This window comes from Brevundimonas vesicularis, assembly GCF_900445985.1.
GTDB classification, from domain to species: Bacteria; Pseudomonadota; Alphaproteobacteria; order Caulobacterales; family Caulobacteraceae; genus Brevundimonas; species Brevundimonas vesicularis_D.
Genome location: NZ_UAQP01000005.1, coordinates 1,686,330 through 1,702,870 on the forward strand (window position 1 = coordinate 1,686,330; position 16,541 = coordinate 1,702,870).

Annotated in this window: 15 protein-coding genes; 6 read left to right on the top strand and 9 right to left on the bottom strand. The window is 67.6% G+C overall.

The features are described 5' to 3' along the window. Nucleotides 1–66: 66 nt before the first annotated feature. The 4 genes from ygfZ to DT343_RS08455 all read left to right on the top strand — a co-directional run bounded on the left by ygfZ (nt 67) and on the right by DT343_RS08455 (nt 3,375). A complete protein-coding gene (ygfZ, locus tag DT343_RS08440; protein WP_112862454.1) occupies nt 67–870 on the top strand; it encodes a CAF17-like 4Fe-4S cluster assembly/insertion protein YgfZ in 804 nt (267 codons plus the stop codon). Nucleotides 871–877: 7 nt separating this feature from the next. After that, on the top strand, nt 878–1,636 hold the full coding sequence (locus DT343_RS08445) for a 3-oxoacyl-ACP reductase (RefSeq protein WP_112862455.1): 759 nt from the start codon (nt 878–880) through the stop codon (nt 1,634–1,636). A 496-nt stretch (nt 1,637–2,132) separates the two neighbouring features. Beyond that, entirely contained in the window at nt 2,133–2,741 is a 609-nt protein-coding gene (locus tag DT343_RS08450) for a DNA-3-methyladenine glycosylase I (protein ID WP_112862456.1), read from the top strand. Beyond that, nucleotides 2,734–3,375 (top strand): ribonuclease HII, encoded by a 642-nt coding sequence (locus tag DT343_RS08455; RefSeq protein WP_112862457.1) that lies wholly within the window; start codon nt 2,734–2,736, stop codon nt 3,373–3,375. The genes DT343_RS08450 and DT343_RS08455 overlap by 8 nt, the downstream gene beginning before the upstream one ends. A gap of 7 nt (nt 3,376–3,382) precedes the next feature. Here DT343_RS08455 and DT343_RS08460 read toward each other — a convergent pair whose 3' ends face one another. The 7 genes from DT343_RS08460 to DT343_RS08490 form a co-directional block, all read right to left on the bottom strand. After that, entirely contained in the window at nt 3,383–3,661 is a 279-nt protein-coding gene (locus DT343_RS08460) for a hypothetical protein (protein WP_017504183.1), read from the bottom strand. Between the two features lie 62 nt (nt 3,662–3,723). Further along, on the bottom strand, nt 3,724–4,761 hold the full coding sequence (locus DT343_RS08465) for a DNA adenine methylase (protein ID WP_112862458.1): 1,038 nt from the start codon (nt 4,759–4,761) through the stop codon (nt 3,724–3,726). 79 nt (nt 4,762–4,840) lie between these two features. After that, complete coding sequence (locus DT343_RS08470; RefSeq protein ID WP_112862459.1) at nt 4,841–5,497, bottom strand: OmpW/AlkL family protein; 657 nt, start codon at nt 5,495–5,497, stop codon at nt 4,841–4,843. A gap of 129 nt (nt 5,498–5,626) precedes the next feature. After that, complete coding sequence (gene hemN / locus DT343_RS08475; protein ID WP_112862460.1) at nt 5,627–7,003, bottom strand: oxygen-independent coproporphyrinogen III oxidase; 1,377 nt, start codon at nt 7,001–7,003, stop codon at nt 5,627–5,629. Further along, the gene (gene cydX, locus DT343_RS08480) at nt 6,990–7,139 is read right to left on the bottom strand and encodes a cytochrome bd-I oxidase subunit CydX (protein WP_017504187.1); all 150 of its coding nucleotides are present in this window, start codon (nt 7,137–7,139) and stop codon (nt 6,990–6,992) included. Before cydX ends, hemN begins: the two co-directional genes overlap by 14 nt. A gap of 19 nt (nt 7,140–7,158) precedes the next feature. Continuing rightward, nucleotides 7,159–8,307 carry a cytochrome d ubiquinol oxidase subunit II gene (cydB, locus tag DT343_RS08485; RefSeq protein WP_112862461.1) on the bottom strand — a complete coding sequence of 383 codons (1,149 nt, stop codon included), beginning with the start codon at nt 8,305–8,307 and terminating at the stop codon, nt 7,159–7,161. 24 nt (nt 8,308–8,331) lie between these two features. Then, nucleotides 8,332–9,912 (bottom strand): cytochrome ubiquinol oxidase subunit I, encoded by a 1,581-nt coding sequence (locus DT343_RS08490; RefSeq protein ID WP_112862615.1) that lies wholly within the window; start codon nt 9,910–9,912, stop codon nt 8,332–8,334. Between the two features lie 196 nt (nt 9,913–10,108). On the opposite strand from DT343_RS08490, the gene cydD reads away from it, so the two are divergent. Together cydD and DT343_RS08500 are read left to right on the top strand one after the other, a co-directional pair. Then, nucleotides 10,109–11,713, top strand: coding sequence for a thiol reductant ABC exporter subunit CydD (gene cydD, locus DT343_RS08495; RefSeq protein ID WP_112862462.1), 1,605 nt, complete (start codon nt 10,109–10,111; stop codon nt 11,711–11,713). Next, entirely contained in the window at nt 11,710–13,356 is a 1,647-nt protein-coding gene (locus DT343_RS08500) for an amino acid ABC transporter ATP-binding/permease protein (protein ID WP_112862463.1), read from the top strand. The genes cydD and DT343_RS08500 overlap by 4 nt, the downstream gene beginning before the upstream one ends. On the opposite strand, the gene DT343_RS08505 is transcribed toward DT343_RS08500, so the two are convergent. Then, nucleotides 13,353–14,090 (bottom strand): helix-turn-helix domain-containing protein, encoded by a 738-nt coding sequence (locus DT343_RS08505; RefSeq protein ID WP_112862464.1) that lies wholly within the window; start codon nt 14,088–14,090, stop codon nt 13,353–13,355. The two genes, DT343_RS08500 and DT343_RS08505, sit on opposite strands and share 4 nt — an antisense overlap. Nucleotides 14,091–14,175: 85 nt before the next feature. Further along, nucleotides 14,176–16,503: a TonB-dependent receptor gene (locus DT343_RS08510; RefSeq protein WP_146756720.1), complete on the bottom strand. Its 2,328-nt coding sequence runs from the start codon at nt 16,501–16,503 to the stop codon at nt 14,176–14,178. Nucleotides 16,504–16,541 lie beyond the last annotated feature (38 nt).

The window sequence follows — 16,541 nt, forward strand, 5'->3', positions numbered from 1 at the left end:
GCGGTTGGCGGCTTAAATTCGGCGCGGCGTCTTCTGAAGCGTTCGCCCCCGCCCTATCTTCGCCCCATGCCCATCGCCCGTCTCGACAGTCGCGCCCTGATCTCCGTCACGGGCGAGGATGCGAAACCCTTCCTGCACAATCTGCTGACCCAGGATGTGGAGACGCTGGCCGACGGAGAACTGCGGTTCGGCGCCCTGTTGTCGCCGCCCGGCCGGCTGTTGTTCGACCTGTTCCTTCTGGGACAGGCTGACGGCGTTCTGCTGGATGTGGCGACTGAGCGTCGCGACGCCCTGATCCAGCGCCTGTCGATGTACAAGCTGCGCGCCAAGATCGAAGTCGCCGCCGACGACCGCCCGGTCTTCGCCGCCTGGCCGGACGCCCCCGCCGGCTTCATCCCCGACCCCCGCACGTCCCTGATGGGCGGCCGTTTTTATGGCGAGGCGACTGCGGACGCCGCCGAGGCCGACTACCACGCCCACCGCCTGTCGATCGGCCTGCCCGATCCGACCGCCGACGCGCCCCAGGACAAGACCTATCCGATCGAGGCCGACTTCGACCTGCTGAACGGCATCGACTTCCAGAAGGGCTGTTTCGTCGGCCAGGAAACGACCTCGCGGATGAAGCGCCGGGGCACGATCAAGAACCGGATGCTGCCGCTGGACTTCGACGGCCCGCCCCCTGCCTTTGGCGCCGAGGTGCTAAAGGGCGAACTGCGCGCGGGCGAGGTCCTCTCGGGTCAGGCGGGTTCCGTCATGGCCCTGCTGCGCATCGACCGCCTCGACGGCGACCTGACGGTGGACGGTCGCCCGGTGCGCTTGCGCAAACCCGCCTGGATGGGCGAGGACGTCCTTCCTTCCTCCAACGCGTGAGTCGCCCATGAAGATCGCCGATCAGATCGTTCTCGTCACCGGCGGGGCGCGCGGCGTCGGCGCCGCCTGCGTCCGCGCCTTCGCCCATGAAGGCGCTCGCGTCGTCATCAACTGGAGGAACAGCGGCGACGCGGCGAACGCCCTGGCCGCCGAGATCGGCGAGCGCGCCCTCGCCCTCCAGGCTGACGTGACCGACCGCGCCGCGGTGGACGCCATGGTCGCGGCCGCGAAAGGCCGCTTCAACGGCGCCGTCACCACCCTCGTCAACAACGCCCTGGACTACAGCTTCAACGGCGACGCCCGCTCACAGATGACCGCCATCGGCTGGGACGAGATGGATCGCCAGTTCTCGACCGTCGTGCACGGCGCCCTGAACCTGATCCAGGCGACCGCGCCCGGCATGGCCGCGGCCCGGTTCGGCCGCATCGTCAACATCGGCACCAACCTGTTCCAGAATCCGGTCGTGCCCTACCACGACTACACCGCCGCCAAGGCCGCTCTGCTCAGCCTGACCCGCACCGCCGCCGGCGACCTCGGCCCTGACGGCATCACCGTCAACATGGTCTCGGGCGGTCTCCTGCGCACCACCGACGCCAGCGCCGCCACGCCCGAGGCCGTCTTCGACCTGATCGCCGGCATGACGCCGCTGCGGTCAGTGACCACGCCCGAAGAGTTCGCCGACGCCGTCCTCTTCTTCGCCTCCCCCTGGAGCCGCGCGGTCACCGGCCAGAACCTGGTCGTGGACGGCGGATTGGTCCGGGACTGAAATGATGACCGTCTCCTCCCTATCGCATGGCGATGGGGAGGTGGCGCGGCGCTCTTGCGCCGTGACGGAGGGGCTCTTGGGCGCCTCACCGCCGCCCGTGGGACTTCAAAGAGCCCCTCCACCGCTTTGCGGTCCCCCTCCCCATTTCATGGGGAGGAGACGAGACACATCCTATTATCGCAGAATATTTTACGGTATTTCAGTCGCTTAGCTTTTACCAGCTTCAATCGACCGTCCCCTTCCTAAACGCCCTTACAATGCGCAGTTTTACGACGAAGGGAGACGAAGACCTGGGCTCGTTGCACTGTTTTTCCGCCGTCAAACTTCACCCGCGAAATTGCACTTTCTTGCACTTTGCACGCGTTCTTGAGGTGCAGTGCAGTTGCGCCCGCGCTCCGAGATTAGACAAATTAGACACTTTAGACGGTGTTTTTCCTGCGTCGCCCCGACGCCGAACGCCCTTTCCTCAAGCGGAACAGACTGGCAACGTCAGGCCATGACCGACTCACACGCCCCAGAGGCTCTCGGCGGCCGATGCGGCTGGTGCGGGGCCGACCCCCTCTATGTCGCCTATCACGACACCGAATGGGGCGTGCCCGAGCGCGATCCCCGCGCCCTGTGGGAGAAGCTGGTGCTCGACGGGTTTCAGGCCGGTCTCGCCTGGATCACCATCCTCAGAAAACGCGAGGGCATCCGCGACGCCTTTGACGGTTTCGATCCCGAGATCGTCGCCCGCTATGGCGAGGCCGACATCCAGCGCCTGCTGAACGACCCCCGCATCATCCGCTCGCGCGCCAAGATCAACGCCGCCATCCGGGGCGCCCAGATCTGGCTTCAGATGCGCGATGACGGCGAGGACTTCTCCGCCTGGCTCTGGTCCTTCGTCGGCAACGAACCGATCCAGACCCCCTACGCCGACTATCGCCAGGCCCCGACCCAGACCGAACAGTCCGTCGCCATGGCCAAGGCCCTGAAGAAGCGCGGCTTCAACTTCTGCGGCCCGGTCATCGTCTATGCCTTCATGCAGGCCGTCGGCATGGTCAACGATCACCAGACGACCTGCTTCCGTCACGCCCAGGTTCGTGCGATGGCGGGCCATGGCTAAAGCGCCCGCAAATTCGAAAGCCTTCCCCACCCTCGCGCTCGAGACGGTTCTGATCCAGCGCGTCAACGGTCACGTCTGCGGCGTGGACGAGGCCGGGCGTGGTCCCTGGGCCGGGCCGGTTTCGGCGGCGGCCGTGATCCTGAACCCTGACGACCTGCCGCCCGGCATCGACGATTCCAAGGCCCTGACGGAAAAACGTCGCGCCGCCCTGGAGCCCGAGATCAAGGCCCGCGCCGTCGCCTGGGGCGTGGGCTTCGCCTCGGTGGAGGAGATCGAGGAGTTGAACATCCTGCACGCCACAGGCCTGGCCATGTGCCGCGCCATCGAGGCCTTGCAGGTCCAGCCGGTCGCCGCCCTGGTCGACGGCAACTATCGCTTCAAGCTGCCCTGCGAAATCCAGACGGTCGTCGGCGGCGATGGGTTGTCGCTATCCATCGCGGCGGCCTCGATCCTGGCCAAGACCGCGCGGGATCGGCTGATGATCGCTCTGGACGCCCAATACCCCGGCTACGGCTTCGCCAGCCATAAGGGCTACAACGCCCCGATCCACCAGAACGCTTTGAAAACCTTGGGCCCCTGTGCCGCTCATCGGCGCAGTTGGTCGCCGATCAAGGCGCTGTTGCAGCAGGCCTGACGCCGTCTCAGATGTGCAGGAAGCCGCCCAGCAGAGCGCCCATCAGGGCCGCCACGGCCGCCCCGGCGATCGCCATCATCCAGCGCGGCGGCGGCGCCACCTCGGGCTCCACGTCGATGTGTTCGGCGGGCTGAACCGCCTCGACCGGGCGGGCGTAACGCGCGGCGTTGTGGGTGAAGGTCGCATCCGCCGTCCGCGGCGCCCATGAGCGCGGCTCGGCCGCCGGACGAACGCGGTAATCGTCGGGGCGATCGGTCTTGGGGGCGGTGTACGGGTGCGGTTGCATAGTCCCTCAACGGCGCGAAACGATTCGCGTTCCGCCCAACCCGCCGTTGTTTTCATTGGTGTCTATGCGGCCACAGGCAAGGAGACCGGCCGCTCCGTCACCACGAACAGGTGCTCAACATTCTTCAACCGCCCCACCTGCCCGACCTTCTCGCCCTTGGGATTATGGATCCCGATCCGGGCGCCGACATAGCGCGGATGCGCCATCTCCAGGACCTGCACATGGCCCCGCGCCGACAGCATCTCGACTAAGTCGGCGCGGCTCAGATACCCCTCGTCGTTGAAGCTGACGATCAGGTTCGGCGCCTTGACCCGCTCGATCACCGTCCGCAGCGCCGGGCCGATGCCGGGCCGACTGTTGAAGGCGCTCTTGCGCGTCCTCACGTCCACCCGCTTGTTGGCCACCCCATAGGTCTCGGGCCGGTCCCACAGCACCAGGCTCTCCCAGCAGTGGTAGTTCCCGAGATAGGAATGCTGGTTGTAGGGCGGGTCCAGGTAAACCAGGTCCGCCTCGACCTGTTCGGCGATCTCGACCGCATCGCCCTGCGTCGCGCGGCACGGCCCGTCCACCGCCGGAACCAGGTCCGGCGTGCGCAGCTCCAGCGTCTTCAGCGCCCTCGGCGCCCACTGCTTCATATAGGCCATCTGAACCCCGGCCGTGGAATCCACCCGATCCGCCGCCTCCATCAGGCTGACTAGGGCGATGGCCTTGAGTTCCGGCTCCAGTCCCATGGCCTCGATCCGGTCGCGCATGGCGTCGATGCGCGCCCCGTTGTCAGGGTGGAAATACCGCGCGTCCTGACAGAACGCCTGGGTGAACCAGCCCGCCTCGGGCTTCACTGTCCGCAGCTCGGCCAGCACGACCTCGGCCCGCTCGCCCCACCGCTCTTGATCCGCCTGGACATAGGTCGTCGCCAGAGCATGGGCGTAGGCGTTCAGGTCGTTCGACCAGACCTGAAACCCCTGCTTCTTCAAGGCGTGCCCGACCCGCGCCGTGCCGGAAAACAGATCGCACACCCGACCGCCCTGCGGCAGCACCCCCGCCACCGCACCCGTCACATGCCCCAGCAAGGCGCGCTTGGAGCCGATATATTTGATCATGACGCGGCCCGACTCATCGCGGCAGCATAGCGGGTTGCAGCGAAGCGCGAGAGGGGCCGCGTCGAGAGCCCTAGTAGCCTCAGAACTTGCGGCTGACGCCCAGAGACACGACCCACGGATCGAGGTTCACGCTGGACTTCAGTGCGCCGTCGTTGATCTTGGCGTCGGTCTCGAACCAGACCTTCTTGACGTCGACATTCAGGCTCCAGGGCCCCTGAATCCCGACGTCCGCGCCCGCTTGAAGCGCGTAGCCGAAACCGTCGTCCAGATCGACGGTGAAGCCGTTCTTGTCCTTACCGCTGTAGAACAGCATGTAGTTCACGCCAGCGCCGACATAGGGGCTGAAGCTCCCCTGGCTCAGCGGGCGATACTGCAGCGTGACAACCGGCGGCAGGACCCAGGTCTCATGCACCGCCACGTCCGTCGCGCCGCCCTGGGCGCGAATCTCGTGCTGGGTCGTGCCCAGGATCGCCTCAACCGCGAAGTGATCGGTCAGGAAGTAGGTGAAGCCCAGGGTCGGCATGACGCTGTCGCCCACATCCACCTTCAGGCCCGTGTCCGCGCCCGCGGCCGTGGTGATGGCGTCATCGGCCTGGGAGAAGACGTCGGTGACGCGCCCGCTCACAAGGAAGTCGCCCTTCTTCGGGGCCTCCCAAGCGACGGATGTCTGAGCGAAGGCCGGCGCCGCGCAGGCGGTGAAGGCGACGGCGGCAAGCAGCAGGGTCTTGGTATTCATCTTCTGATCCCCGACGCCCTGGCCGCCTCGTGCGGCCTTCGTCAGGCGTCTGAGCGGGGATGTGCGCCCCGGTGGACGCCTCGGCCTTGATCCAGCGCAAATCGTTCAGCGGGTGGACAATCTGTCCACTCACACCACCCGCGCATGCCTTTGCTGAAGAGCCGCCGCACCGGGATCGAAGGCGGCGCAAACCGCCCTGACGAACGGACGGCCCAGGTCGGTTACCGCCACCACCGTCCCGTCGATCCGCACCAGACCATCGTCGACGAAGCGCTCTAACAGGGACAAGGCGCCGGCGACGTCCGACAGATCTCGACCGCGACGTCGAACGACGGGCGCAAGATCGACGACGAAGTCGCACATCAGCCGCTCGATAATCTCGCTGACGAACATGTCGCATTCGGCCAGGGCGACGCCTCGCGCGACCGGTAGCTCGCCGGCCTCGACAGCGCGGCGCCAGTCGCGTTCCTGCGCGTGGTTTTGAACATAGCCCCTGGGCGTGCGGCTGATCGACGAGGCGCCCAGGCCGATCATCACCTCTGCGGCGTCGGTGGTGTAGCCCTGGAAGTTGCGATGCAGCCGTCCGGCCCGGTCTGCCGCGGCCAGCCCGTCGTGCGGCAGGGCGAAATGATCCAGCCCGATCGCCTGCCATCCCTTGCCGACCAGATAGCGCGCCGCCGCCTGGCTTTGGGCGAAGCGCGCTTCGGCGTCCGGCAGGTCGGCGTCGTTGATCAACCGCTGATGCGGCTTCATCCACGGCACATGGGCATAGCCGAAGAGGGCGATCCGTTCCGGCCTCAGCGTCGTGACCTGGCCCAGGGTGGTGATGACGTTTTCGACGGCCTGAAGCGGCAGGCCGTACATCAGATCCAGGTTGAGGGAGGTCACGCCCTGCCCCCGCAAGGCTTCGGCCGCCCAGCGGATGGTCTCGAAACGTTCAGGCCGGTTCACCGCCGCCTGGACACGCGGCGACAGGTCCTGCACCCCCAGACTGGCGCGGCTCAGGCCGATGCGGCCCGCCGCCTCGACCCATTCCTGCGTCAGGACTTCCGGATCCAACTCGGCGGCGACCTCGAAACAGTCGCCAAGGTCGAACCGCGCGGACAGACCGGCGAACAGTCGTTCCAGATCGTCCGGCGACAGCATGTTCGGGGTGCCGCCGCCCAGATGGATCGAACCGACGCGGACCGGCCGGCCGATCCGCGTCAGAACCAGATCCGCCTCGCGCAGCAGCAGATCGACATAGCTGGAGATGACGCCCGCCCGGTTGACCGCCCGGGTGTTGCAGCCGCAGTACCAGCACAGCCGCTTACAGAACGGCAGGTGCAGATACAGGGAGACCGGCTGATCGGAGGGCGCGCGCCCCAGCCAGTCGGCCCACTCGCCGGGTCCGACGGCAGGCGTGAACTGGGCCGCCGTCGGATAGGAGGTATAGCGCGGCGCATGGGCGTCATAGCGCGCGATCAGGTCGCGAACGGACAGGCGCGCGGGGCTAGAGGGGAACATCGCCCTCTTTCGATGCGTCGGGCGTGGACAGGCCGGCGTCGCCTTCATCAAACAGATGGAACTCGTGCCACAGGCCGTTCAGCACGCCGAAACCGACGGCCAGGCCAAGCCCCAGGATCCAGGAAAAATACCACATGGTTCTGCGCTCCTAAGGGTTAGTACAGATCGGGGTTGGTCTTGAGGGCGGCGGTCGACGTCCGGCCCCACAGCACGCGATAGACCCAGGCGGTGTATAGCAGCACCAGAGGCAGGAAGATCGCCGTGACAATCAGCATGATGAACAGGGTCAGATGGCTGGATGAGGCGTTCCACACCGTCAGGCTGGACTGAGGATTGACCGAACTGGGCAGGATGAATGGGAACATCGACAGGCCGACGGTGGAGATGATGCCCACGGCCGACAGCGACGATCCGCCGAACGCCAGCGGCGCGGATCGCCGCCACATCCCGATCAGGCCGACCAACGCGCCCAGGAAGCCCAGGGCCGGCGCGATCAGCATCCACGGATAGCGGCCGTAGTTATCCAGCCAGGCGCCGGGCGCGGCCTGAACCGTGGTGCGCAGCGGATTGGAGAAGCCGTTGACGTCCAGCGCGCCGGTGATCCGGTAGCCCAGGCCGCCGTAAGCGACATACAGTCCGCCGACCGCGAACAGGATCAGGGCCAGAACAGCGGCGACCGTGCCGAACAGACGCGCCCGCTCCATCACCGGGCCGGCCTCGGCCTTGACCGACAACCAGGCCGCGCCGTGCAGGACCAGCATGGCCACCGACAACAGGCCGGCGATCAGGCTGAAGGGGGTGAACAGGCCGAGCAGCGTACCGTCGTAGAAGGACCGCAGGTCGCCATCCAGATGGAAGGGCGCGCCCAGCAGGACGTTGCCCACCGCCACCCCGAACACCAGCGCCGGAACGAAGCCGCCGATGAACAGGCACCAGTCCCAGAACGACCGCCACTTCGGCGACGCCCGCTTGGAGCGATATTTGAACGACACCGGCCGCAGGATCAGCGCGGACAGCACCAGGAACATGGCCAGATAGAAGCCCGAGAAGCTGACAGCGTAGACGAAGGGCCAGGCGGCGAAGATCGCGCCGCCGCCCAGGATGAACCACACCTGGTTGCCTTCCCAGGTGGCGCCGACGGTGTTGATCACCATGCGGCGCTCCTCATCCGTCTTGGCGACGAAGGGCAGAAGGGCGCCGACGCCCAGGTCGAAACCGTCGGTCAGGGCGAAGGCGATCAGAAGCACGCCCAGCAGCCCCCACCAGATCAGGCGAAGCGTGGCGAAGTCGAGGGGAAGATCCATTGTCGGATGTCCTAAGGTCTTGGGTCAGGCCACGGCGGGCGCGGGAACGCGCTCGGTGGGCGCTTCGGGGCTGGGTTCGCCGAACGTCTCCTGTTCGTGGAACGGCCCCTTCTTGATGGCGAATAGCATCAGCCGCACCTCGACCACCGCCAGTGCGCCATACAGCAGGGTGAAGCCGACGATGGTGGCCCAAAGCTGCGGCACGGTCAGGGACGAGGCGCCCAGGAATGTCGGCAGCACGCCCTCCACCGCCCAGGGCTGGCGGCCGAACTCGGCCAATATCCAACCGAACTCGATGGCGATCCATGGCAGCGGGATGGCCAGGACGGCTAACCGCAGGAACCACTTCGTATGATGCTTGCGCAGGGTGCAGAGCACGAAGGCCGTGCCGAACAGGGCGATCATGAACATTCCGATGCCCGCCATGATGCGGAAGCTCCAGAACAGGGCCGGGACGTTCGGCACCGTCTCCCATGCCGTCTGCTGGATCAGCGCAGGCGTGGCCTGGCGGGGATCGGCGACGTGGCGCTTCAGCAGCAGGCCATAGCCCAGGTCGCGGCGGTGGGTCTCGAACACGCCGCGCGCGACGGGATCGGCCGGGTTCGCCTTGACCTTCTCCAGCGCGTCATAGGCGATGACGCCGGATTCGATGCGGTCCTCAGCCGTGGCGACCAGTTCGAAGATGCCTTCGACGGGCTTGTCGATGGTGCGGGTCGCGATCAGCCCCATAATCCATGGCACGTGAACGCCGAAATGGGTTTCGCGGTCCTTCATCGAAGGAACGCCGATCAGCGTCAGGCCGGCGGGCGCCGGCTCGGTGTGCCACATGGCCTCCAGGGCGGCGAGCTTCATCTTCTGGTTATCGGTCAGATTGTAGCCGGACTGGTCGCCCAGCACGACGGCCGACAGCGACGCCGCCAGACCGAACGCCGAGGCGACCGTCATCGATCGCTTGGCGAAGCCGACGTGCTTGCCACGCAGCAGATAGAAGGCCGACACGCCCAGCACGAAGACCGAGGCGCAGACGTAACCGGCGCTGACGGTGTGAACGAACTTGGCCTGGGCCACCGGGTTGAACAACACGGCCATGAAGTCCGTGACCTCCATCCGCATCGTGTCGGGATTGAAGGCGGCGCCGACCGGGTTCTGCATCCAGCCGTTGGCGATCAGGATCCACAGGGCCGACAGATTAGTGCCCAGCGCGACCATGAAGGTGACGAACAGGTGGGCGTGCGGCTTCAGCTTGTCCCAGCCGAAGAACATCAACCCGACGAAGGTCGCCTCCAGGAAGAAGGCCATCAGCCCTTCGATGGCCAGCGGCGCGCCGAAGATGTCGCCGACATAGTGGCTGTAGTAGCTCCAGTTCATGCCGAACTGGAACTCCATGGTGATGCCGGTCGCGACGCCCAGCACGAAGTTGATGCCGAAGCAGACGCCCCAGAACCGGGTGATCGTCCGCCAGATTGGCCGGCGGGTCATCACATAGATCGACTCCATGATGACCAGCATGAACGACAGCCCCAGCGTCAGGGGCACGAAGAGGAAGTGGTAAAGGGCCGTCAGCGCGAACTGCAGCCGGGACAGGTCGACGACCGCGAGGTCGATCATGGCGTTGCTCCGAGGAATCGGTCTGCTCGACCGACGTTTCGATGGCCGTAGAAGGTGGGCAGGACGCCCGCCTTGATCTCGATCAAAGCGCCGACAAACGCCGGCCCCTATTGGACGCTTGGTCCTTGGACATTTCGTCCAACGACGTTTTGCCCAATGGCGCGCGGCCTGCGCCGAGCGCTGGAGTCCGTTGATGAGCGCCGTGCCAATCGCCCCTGCCTCTGCGGCCGCCTGGCTGAAGCAGATCGGTCGTCCGTGGAGGCGGCTGACGCTGCTGACCGGCGTGCTGACCCTTGCGGACGTCGCGCCTGCGATCGGCTTCGCGGCAGGCCTGGCCCTGACGATTTCCAGCCTGCCCGTATCGCCAGCCGCCGCCGCGCCGTGGCTGGCTTTAGCCGTGTTCAGTCTGATCGCGCGGGGCCTGATCGGTCAGGCCGCCGTGAGCGTCGGAGCGAAGTTGGGTCGGGCGATAAAGACCGATGTCCGAGGCCGCGTGTTGTCGGACCTGTTCGGGCGAGGACGGCGATCCAGCGCGCAGATGACGGCCCTGGTCGAGGGGGTCGGCGCGCTGGACGGCTACTTTTCGCGGTTTGCACCCTTGCGCCTCGCCGCAGGCGTTTCGCCGCTGCTGATCATCGCCGCCGCCGCGATCGCCAGCCCGGTGTCGGCGGGCATCCTGCTATTCACCCTTTTCCCATTCATTGTCGGCATGGCCCTGGCGGGCACGGCCGCGGCAGGCGAAAGCCGTCGTCAGTTTCAGGCCCTGGAGCGGCTGTCCGGCCTGTTCATCGACCGTATCCGCACCCTGCCCGCCATTCTCGCCTTCGACGCCGTGGGCCGCACGACGGTGCAGATCGCCCAGGCCTCTGACGAGCTGGAGCGCCGGACAGCCAGGGTCATGCGCATCGCCTTCCTGTCGTCGGGCGTGCTGGAATTCTTCTCGGCCTTGTCGGTCGCGCTGATCGCCGTCTATTGCGGTTTCAACCTGTTGCGGCTGCTGCCCTTTCCGGTTCCCGAGACCCTGGACCTGTCGCGCGCCTTCTTCGTTCTGGCCCTGGCGCCCGAAGTCTATGCGCCGCTGCGCCGCCTGGCGGCCGCCTATCATGATCGCCAGGCCGCCGAGGCAGCAGCTCCGTCCCTGATCACGCCAGACCCGCGCCCCGCCCAGCGCACGCCCATCGGCGACCTGGCGCCCGCCATCCATTTCCGCGATGTCGCCATCGCTTATGAAAGCTCAGCGCCAGTCATCGACGGGTTCGACCTCGACATTGCGCCGGGCCAGATCGTGGCGCTGGTGGGCGCCAGCGGCGTGGGCAAGTCCAGTCTTCTGCATCTGCTGCTCGGCCTTGCACCCTTGACGCGCGGCGAGGTCGAGGTGGGCGGCGCGCGGCTCAGCCAGTGCGGCGACATCGCCGGGCGGATCGCCTGGGCCAGCCAGCACCCGATCGTGACGCCTGGAACCTTGGCCGAGAACATCGCCCTGGCGGATCGCACCGCCTGCCCCGGCCGCATCGCCTTGGCCGCGCGCACGGCGGGCCTGTCCGGCGATCTGGATCGCCCCATCGACGAGCGTGGCGGCGGACTGTCGGGCGGCGAGCGCCGTCGCCTGGGCTTGGCCCGCGCCATACTGAAGCGGGCGCCGCTTCTGGTGCTGGACGAGCCGACCGCCAATCTGGATCCGGCCTCGGAACGCGCCATGCTTGACGTCATCCGTCAGGCCGCGCGCGGCCGCACCACCCTGATCGCCACCCATTCCCCAGCCGTCGCCGCCCTGGCCGACTGCGTGGTGACGCTATGAGAGGCCCGTCACGCATCACCGGCCTGATCGCCGCCCAAACTCAAGCCCAGCGCGCCCGGCTTCGGCTCGCTGCGGCCGGCGGCGCCATCGTCTCGGTGGCGGCCGTCTGTCTGTTGGGGCTGTCGGGCTGGTTCATCACGGGCGCGGCGTTTGCGGGCCTGGCGGGCGCGGCGGCCGCCCAGAGTTTCAACTATATGATGCCCAGCGCCATCATCCGCCTGCTGGCCATCGTCCGCACCGGCGGCCGCTATTTCGAGCGCGTCGCGGGCCATGAGGCCGCCTTGAAGGCGCTCGCTCGTCTGCGCCCGCAGGTGTTCGACGCCATCGCCACAAGCCCGGCCGAGCGCGCACTGAACCTGTCGTCCGGCGAGGTCTCGGCCCGGCTGGTTCAGGACGTGGACGCGGTGCAGACCCTCTTCGTGCGCCGCTCGGCGCCCTGGAGCCTGGGCGCCGGCGCCGTTTCCGCCGTGCTGCTGGCCGGCCTCGCCTCCCCCTTGGCCGGAGTGGCCTTGCTCTTCGCCATGATTGCAGCCGTCGCAGGCGGCGTTCTGATCGCTCGCCGCCTCGCCGATCCCGCCGGCCGAGCGGTGCAGACCGGCGCCGGCGCGTTGAAGGATCGCCTCGCCGCCTTGGAGGCCGCCGCGCCCGAACTGAAGGCCTACGGGCTTGACGACTGGGCGTGCGCGCAGGTCGCGCGGGTCGCCGCCGATTACGACGCGGCGCAGATCGTCCTGACCCGATCGGGCGGCTGGATGGCCGTGTGGCAGGCGGCGGCCAGCGCCCTCGCGGTCGGCGTCGTCATCCCCGCCGCGTCCTCCGCCGACCTGCCGCTGATCGCGCTCGCGGCCTTGGCGGCGATCATGGGCGTCGAATCCGCCGCAGGGCTGGTGGTCGCCCTGCACCAGAACGGCTCCGCAGCCCAGGCCCTGTCTCGCCTCGACGCCGCCATGCCCACGGCCTCCCCCCGTCATGGCCAGCCGCTCAGCGGCGCGGCGCTCGGTCTTGCAAACCTTGGCGCCGAGTTGACGCCGCCCTACCGCCTAGGCGTCTTCGGCCCCTCCGGCGCTGGCAAGACGACGCTGATCGAACGCCTGATCGGGCTGAGGACGCCCCAGGCCGGCGAGATGCGGCTGGGTGGAATGGACGCCGTCGACATCGCGCCGGAGGATCGACGCCGGCTGTTCGCCTATGCGGCGCAGGACGTCCGTCTACTGAACGGATCGGTGCGCGAGAACCTGTTGCTTGCAGGGCCCGCCGACGATGCGGCCCTGTGGGCGGCGCTGGACGACGCCGCGCTGGGTGACCGGCTCCGCGCCGAACCGCTGGGCCTGGATACCCCCGTCGGACCGAACGGAGAGCGGCTATCTGGCGGGGAGCGACGGCGTCTTGGCCTTGCGCGCGCCTATCTGCGCGATGCGCCCTGGCTGGTGCTGGACGAACCCACTGAGGGTCTGGACGCCACAACGGAGGCGCAGGTCCTGGACCGCCTTCAGAACCGCTTGGCCGCGCGGGGGCAAGGCCTGATCTTGGTCAGCCACCGGGCGCCGCCGATGGCGCTGTGCGAACGATCGATTCGGGTCGAAGGCCTGGCCAGCGACGGACATCTTCGTCTGACCTGCTCTCCAGCCGACTTGGCCGCCTAGGATGCGCCGTTCGCCATGTCTTTCAGGCGATCAGGGCGCTCGATCCGCAGGTCGTGCAGAGAAACGGCATGGATGACGCCGCTGGTCTTCAACTTCGTCAGCTCGCGACTGACCGTCTCGATCGTGAGGCCGAGATAGTCCGCGATCTCGGATCGGGTCATCGGCAGTCGCACGGCGTTGTCGCCGGAGGGACGCAAGGGATCGCGCGAAAGCATCGTCACCAGGAAGCTGGCCAGGCGTTCGCGTGCGGTCTTGCGACCAAGCAGCAGCATCTGATCCTGCGCCGCCGTCAGCTCATGCATCGCTCGGCTCAGCAAGGCGGCCTCCAGGCTGGGCCGCTCCCGCGCCAGGGCGCGATATTCCGAGGCCCGGAAGCGACATACGGTCGTGTCCTCGATCGCCTCCGCAGAGAAGGCGTAGGTCTCCCCCGCCGTCAGTCCGACGAAATCCCCCGCGAACAGGAACCCGGTGATCTGGCGGCGACCGTCGGGCAGAAGCTTGTAGATCCGCACAGCGCCCGAGGTGATGTTGAAGACGCTGGCGGCGGGCTCATCTTCGCTGGCCATGACATCGCCCGCCGCCAAGACGATCCGCTCGGCGATGGCGTCCAGCCGCACGAGGTCATCGCCGGGAAGGCTGGCGCAGACGCTGAAGGCGCGCGCGCCGCAGCTTGAGCAGACGGAGTTCTCCAGTCTGTTGTCGCAGGCGGCGGTCAGGGCGCGCAGTTCAAGCATTCAGCCTCCATGATCCAGCCATGACTAGACCCATCGCAAGCTCACCACAATCGCCACGGGCCGGCAGATCGCCTGAACCGAATGTTCAGAACCGCGCCGTCAGGGCCAGGCGGGCGGTGAGCGGTCGTTGCGGCGTGCTGATGTCGCCCGAGGCGTAGAAGGGATTGCCGAAGGTGAAGGTGTCGTCGCTGCGGTTGAACAGATTGTCCACCGACGCCCTGATCGCCCAGCGATCGATCTCCACGCCGACGCCCAGCGAACTGGTCAGATAGCCGGCCGAGGCGCCGGCGGAGGTCGGCGACAGGGCGATATCGGTCGGGCCGACATAGTCCAGGCGAAGCTCCGAACACACCGTCGCATGCGCCAGATGCGCCTCATGCACGACGCCGCCCTGCACGCTGAAATCGGCAACCGCCGGCAGGCGCGTATCGGTCCCGAGCGCGAAACCGGGATCGGGTCGGGTCAACTCGGGATCATTGACGACGGCGTGCGCATCCAGCGTCCACGGCCCGTCCCGCCATTCGACCTCGCCCTCGATGCCGCGATTGCGGCCGTCGCCCAGATTGGCGGTGAAGGGCAGGCCCCGCGCGTCGAACCGGTCCGACTGGATGTTGCGCCAATCGGCGACGAAGACCGCGCTTCGCCCGCGCAGTCGCCCTTCGAACAGGGTGAAGCGCGCGCCCAGCTCGCCGGCGACGATTTCGTCCGGCTTCACACGTCGCGCGGGCTGCTGGTCGCCGCCTGGCACGGCGCCGGTGTTGAAGCCCGGCCCGCGATAGCCCTCGGTCGCCAGGGCGTAGAAGACGAAGGGGCCGCGATCGTATTCGATCACCAGACGTGGGGTGATATCGACCAGAGCGTCTTCTCCAGAAACCTCCGTCGGACCGCCGTCGGTTTCGCTGCGATGCTCGACCCCGATGCGGAACAGGCGCGCGCCGGCCGTGATCTTCAGGCGGTCGTTCAGCGCATAGGCGGCGTCGCCGAACAGAGCCGCCTCGTCCACATGGTCGCGCCTGTGCTGTCGATAGACCTCCGGCTCGCCCTGCCCGTCCGAGATCGCCACGGTGCGAGTGTGGGTGTATTCCGAGAAGAACAGCCCGGCGCTCCACTTCAGCCGTGGGCCGAAGTCGCCGTTCAACCGCACCTCATGCACCGCAGCCGACAGGTCGTCGGCCTGGTCCAGCGCCGCTGTTCCGGCAAGCCCGAACAGTCCGGCCGCAGGCGTCGCATCGTATCGCGCGTCAAGCCCGTGTGACTGAACGCTGGACGAGGCCCGCAGCCGCGCCCAGCCCAGATCCCCATCCACCGAGGCCCAGACGCCGTCGAAATCGTTGCGGCTGGGCTCCGTCAAGCTACGACGACGCGCATAGGGTTCGTCGGCGCCCAGATTGGCGTACTGACTGTCGTCGACGTCGATGGTCTGGGCCAGGAAGCCCGTCTTCAAGGTCCAGCCGGGGGTCAGACGCAGCAGCGCCGCCGCCCTCAGCCCCTGCCGATGCATGCCGCCGGTATTGCTCAGTCCGAGGGCCTCGTCATCGATGTAGCCCCCGACCGTCTCGTCATAGCCGACAACCCGGACCGCCAAGCGATCGCGAAGGATCGGGGCGTTGATCATCAACTCAACGGCGTCGCCCGGCGTGCCGCCGGCCGTCAGCGCCCCCTCCGCCGTCACGCGCCCATAGACGCCGTCCAGATCCGGCGCGCGGCTGACCATCTGAACGACGCCACCCATCGAGCCGGCGCCGTACAGCGCCCCCTGCGGCCCGCGCAGAACCTCGACCCGTTCGATATCCGCCAGACGCAACGCCGGGTCGGGGGCGTCATAGGTCAGGCGCACATCGTCGAGATAGAGCCCGATCAGGCTTTGCGCCTGTCCCGCGACCGGTCCGTCCGCCAGGCCGCGAATGAAGAGCTTGTCGCGTCCCGGCCCCAGGTTTGTGACCGTCAGGCCAGAGACCCGCGCGGCGACGCCGTCAAGGTCGCTGACTCCGGCCCGTTCCAGCGCCACCCCGTCCAGCGACGACAGGCCGTAGGGGGCGCGCGACAGCAGCAGATTGTCCGTGCGTGACGCCGTCACCACGACTTCATCCAGCGTCGTCGGGGTCACGGGCGCGGGCGGCGCTGCAATCGTCCGCGTGACGGCAGGCGGCGAGGCGGCGACCCGCACGATCCTGTAGGCGCCGTCGCCGACACGGGTCGCGACGCAGTGTGTGCCCAGCATCAGTCTCGACAGGGCGGGATCGACTGAAAGCCGGCCCCTCACCCCGCGCGTGGGGCCGCATCGCTCGGCACCGGCGGCGTCGATGCTGACGTCCGCCTGCAGACCGAAATCGAGGAGGGCGCTCCGCAAGGGCTGAGGCGAGACCGACACCTGAAGCGCGGCACGGCCTTGGGCCATGCCGATCGACGGCATGGTCACACCGCAAACGACGACCAGGGCGCAAAGGAAGG

What these genes read in the sequence shown, in the direction of transcription:
- DT343_RS08450 (WP_112862456.1), top strand. Translation starts at nt 2,133, where the DNA reads ATGACCGACTCACACGCCCCAGAGGCTCTCGGCGGCCGATGCGGCTGG.
- hemN (WP_112862460.1), bottom strand. Translation starts at nt 7,003, where the DNA reads ATGTTCCCCTCTAGCCCCGCGCGCCTGTCCGTTCGCGACCTGATCGCG.
- DT343_RS08460 (WP_017504183.1), bottom strand. Translation starts at nt 3,661, where the DNA reads ATGCAACCGCACCCGTACACCGCCCCCAAGACCGATCGCCCCGACGAT.
- cydD (WP_112862462.1), top strand. Translation starts at nt 10,109, where the DNA reads ATGAGCGCCGTGCCAATCGCCCCTGCCTCTGCGGCCGCCTGGCTGAAG.
- DT343_RS08465 (WP_112862458.1), bottom strand. Translation starts at nt 4,761, where the DNA reads ATGATCAAATATATCGGCTCCAAGCGCGCCTTGCTGGGGCATGTGACG.
- DT343_RS08500 (WP_112862463.1), top strand. Translation starts at nt 11,710, where the DNA reads ATGAGAGGCCCGTCACGCATCACCGGCCTGATCGCCGCCCAAACTCAA.
- DT343_RS08470 (WP_112862459.1), bottom strand. Translation starts at nt 5,497, where the DNA reads ATGAATACCAAGACCCTGCTGCTTGCCGCCGTCGCCTTCACCGCCTGC.
- DT343_RS08505 (WP_112862464.1), bottom strand. Translation starts at nt 14,090, where the DNA reads ATGCTTGAACTGCGCGCCCTGACCGCCGCCTGCGACAACAGACTGGAG.
- ygfZ (WP_112862454.1), top strand. Translation starts at nt 67, where the DNA reads ATGCCCATCGCCCGTCTCGACAGTCGCGCCCTGATCTCCGTCACGGGC.
- DT343_RS08445 (WP_112862455.1), top strand. Translation starts at nt 878, where the DNA reads ATGAAGATCGCCGATCAGATCGTTCTCGTCACCGGCGGGGCGCGCGGC.
- cydX (WP_017504187.1), bottom strand. Translation starts at nt 7,139, where the DNA reads ATGTGGTATTTTTCCTGGATCCTGGGGCTTGGCCTGGCCGTCGGTTTC.
- cydB (WP_112862461.1), bottom strand. Translation starts at nt 8,307, where the DNA reads ATGGATCTTCCCCTCGACTTCGCCACGCTTCGCCTGATCTGGTGGGGG.
- DT343_RS08510 (WP_146756720.1), bottom strand. Translation starts at nt 16,503, where the DNA reads ATGCCGTCGATCGGCATGGCCCAAGGCCGTGCCGCGCTTCAGGTGTCG.
- DT343_RS08455 (WP_112862457.1), top strand. Translation starts at nt 2,734, where the DNA reads ATGGCTAAAGCGCCCGCAAATTCGAAAGCCTTCCCCACCCTCGCGCTC.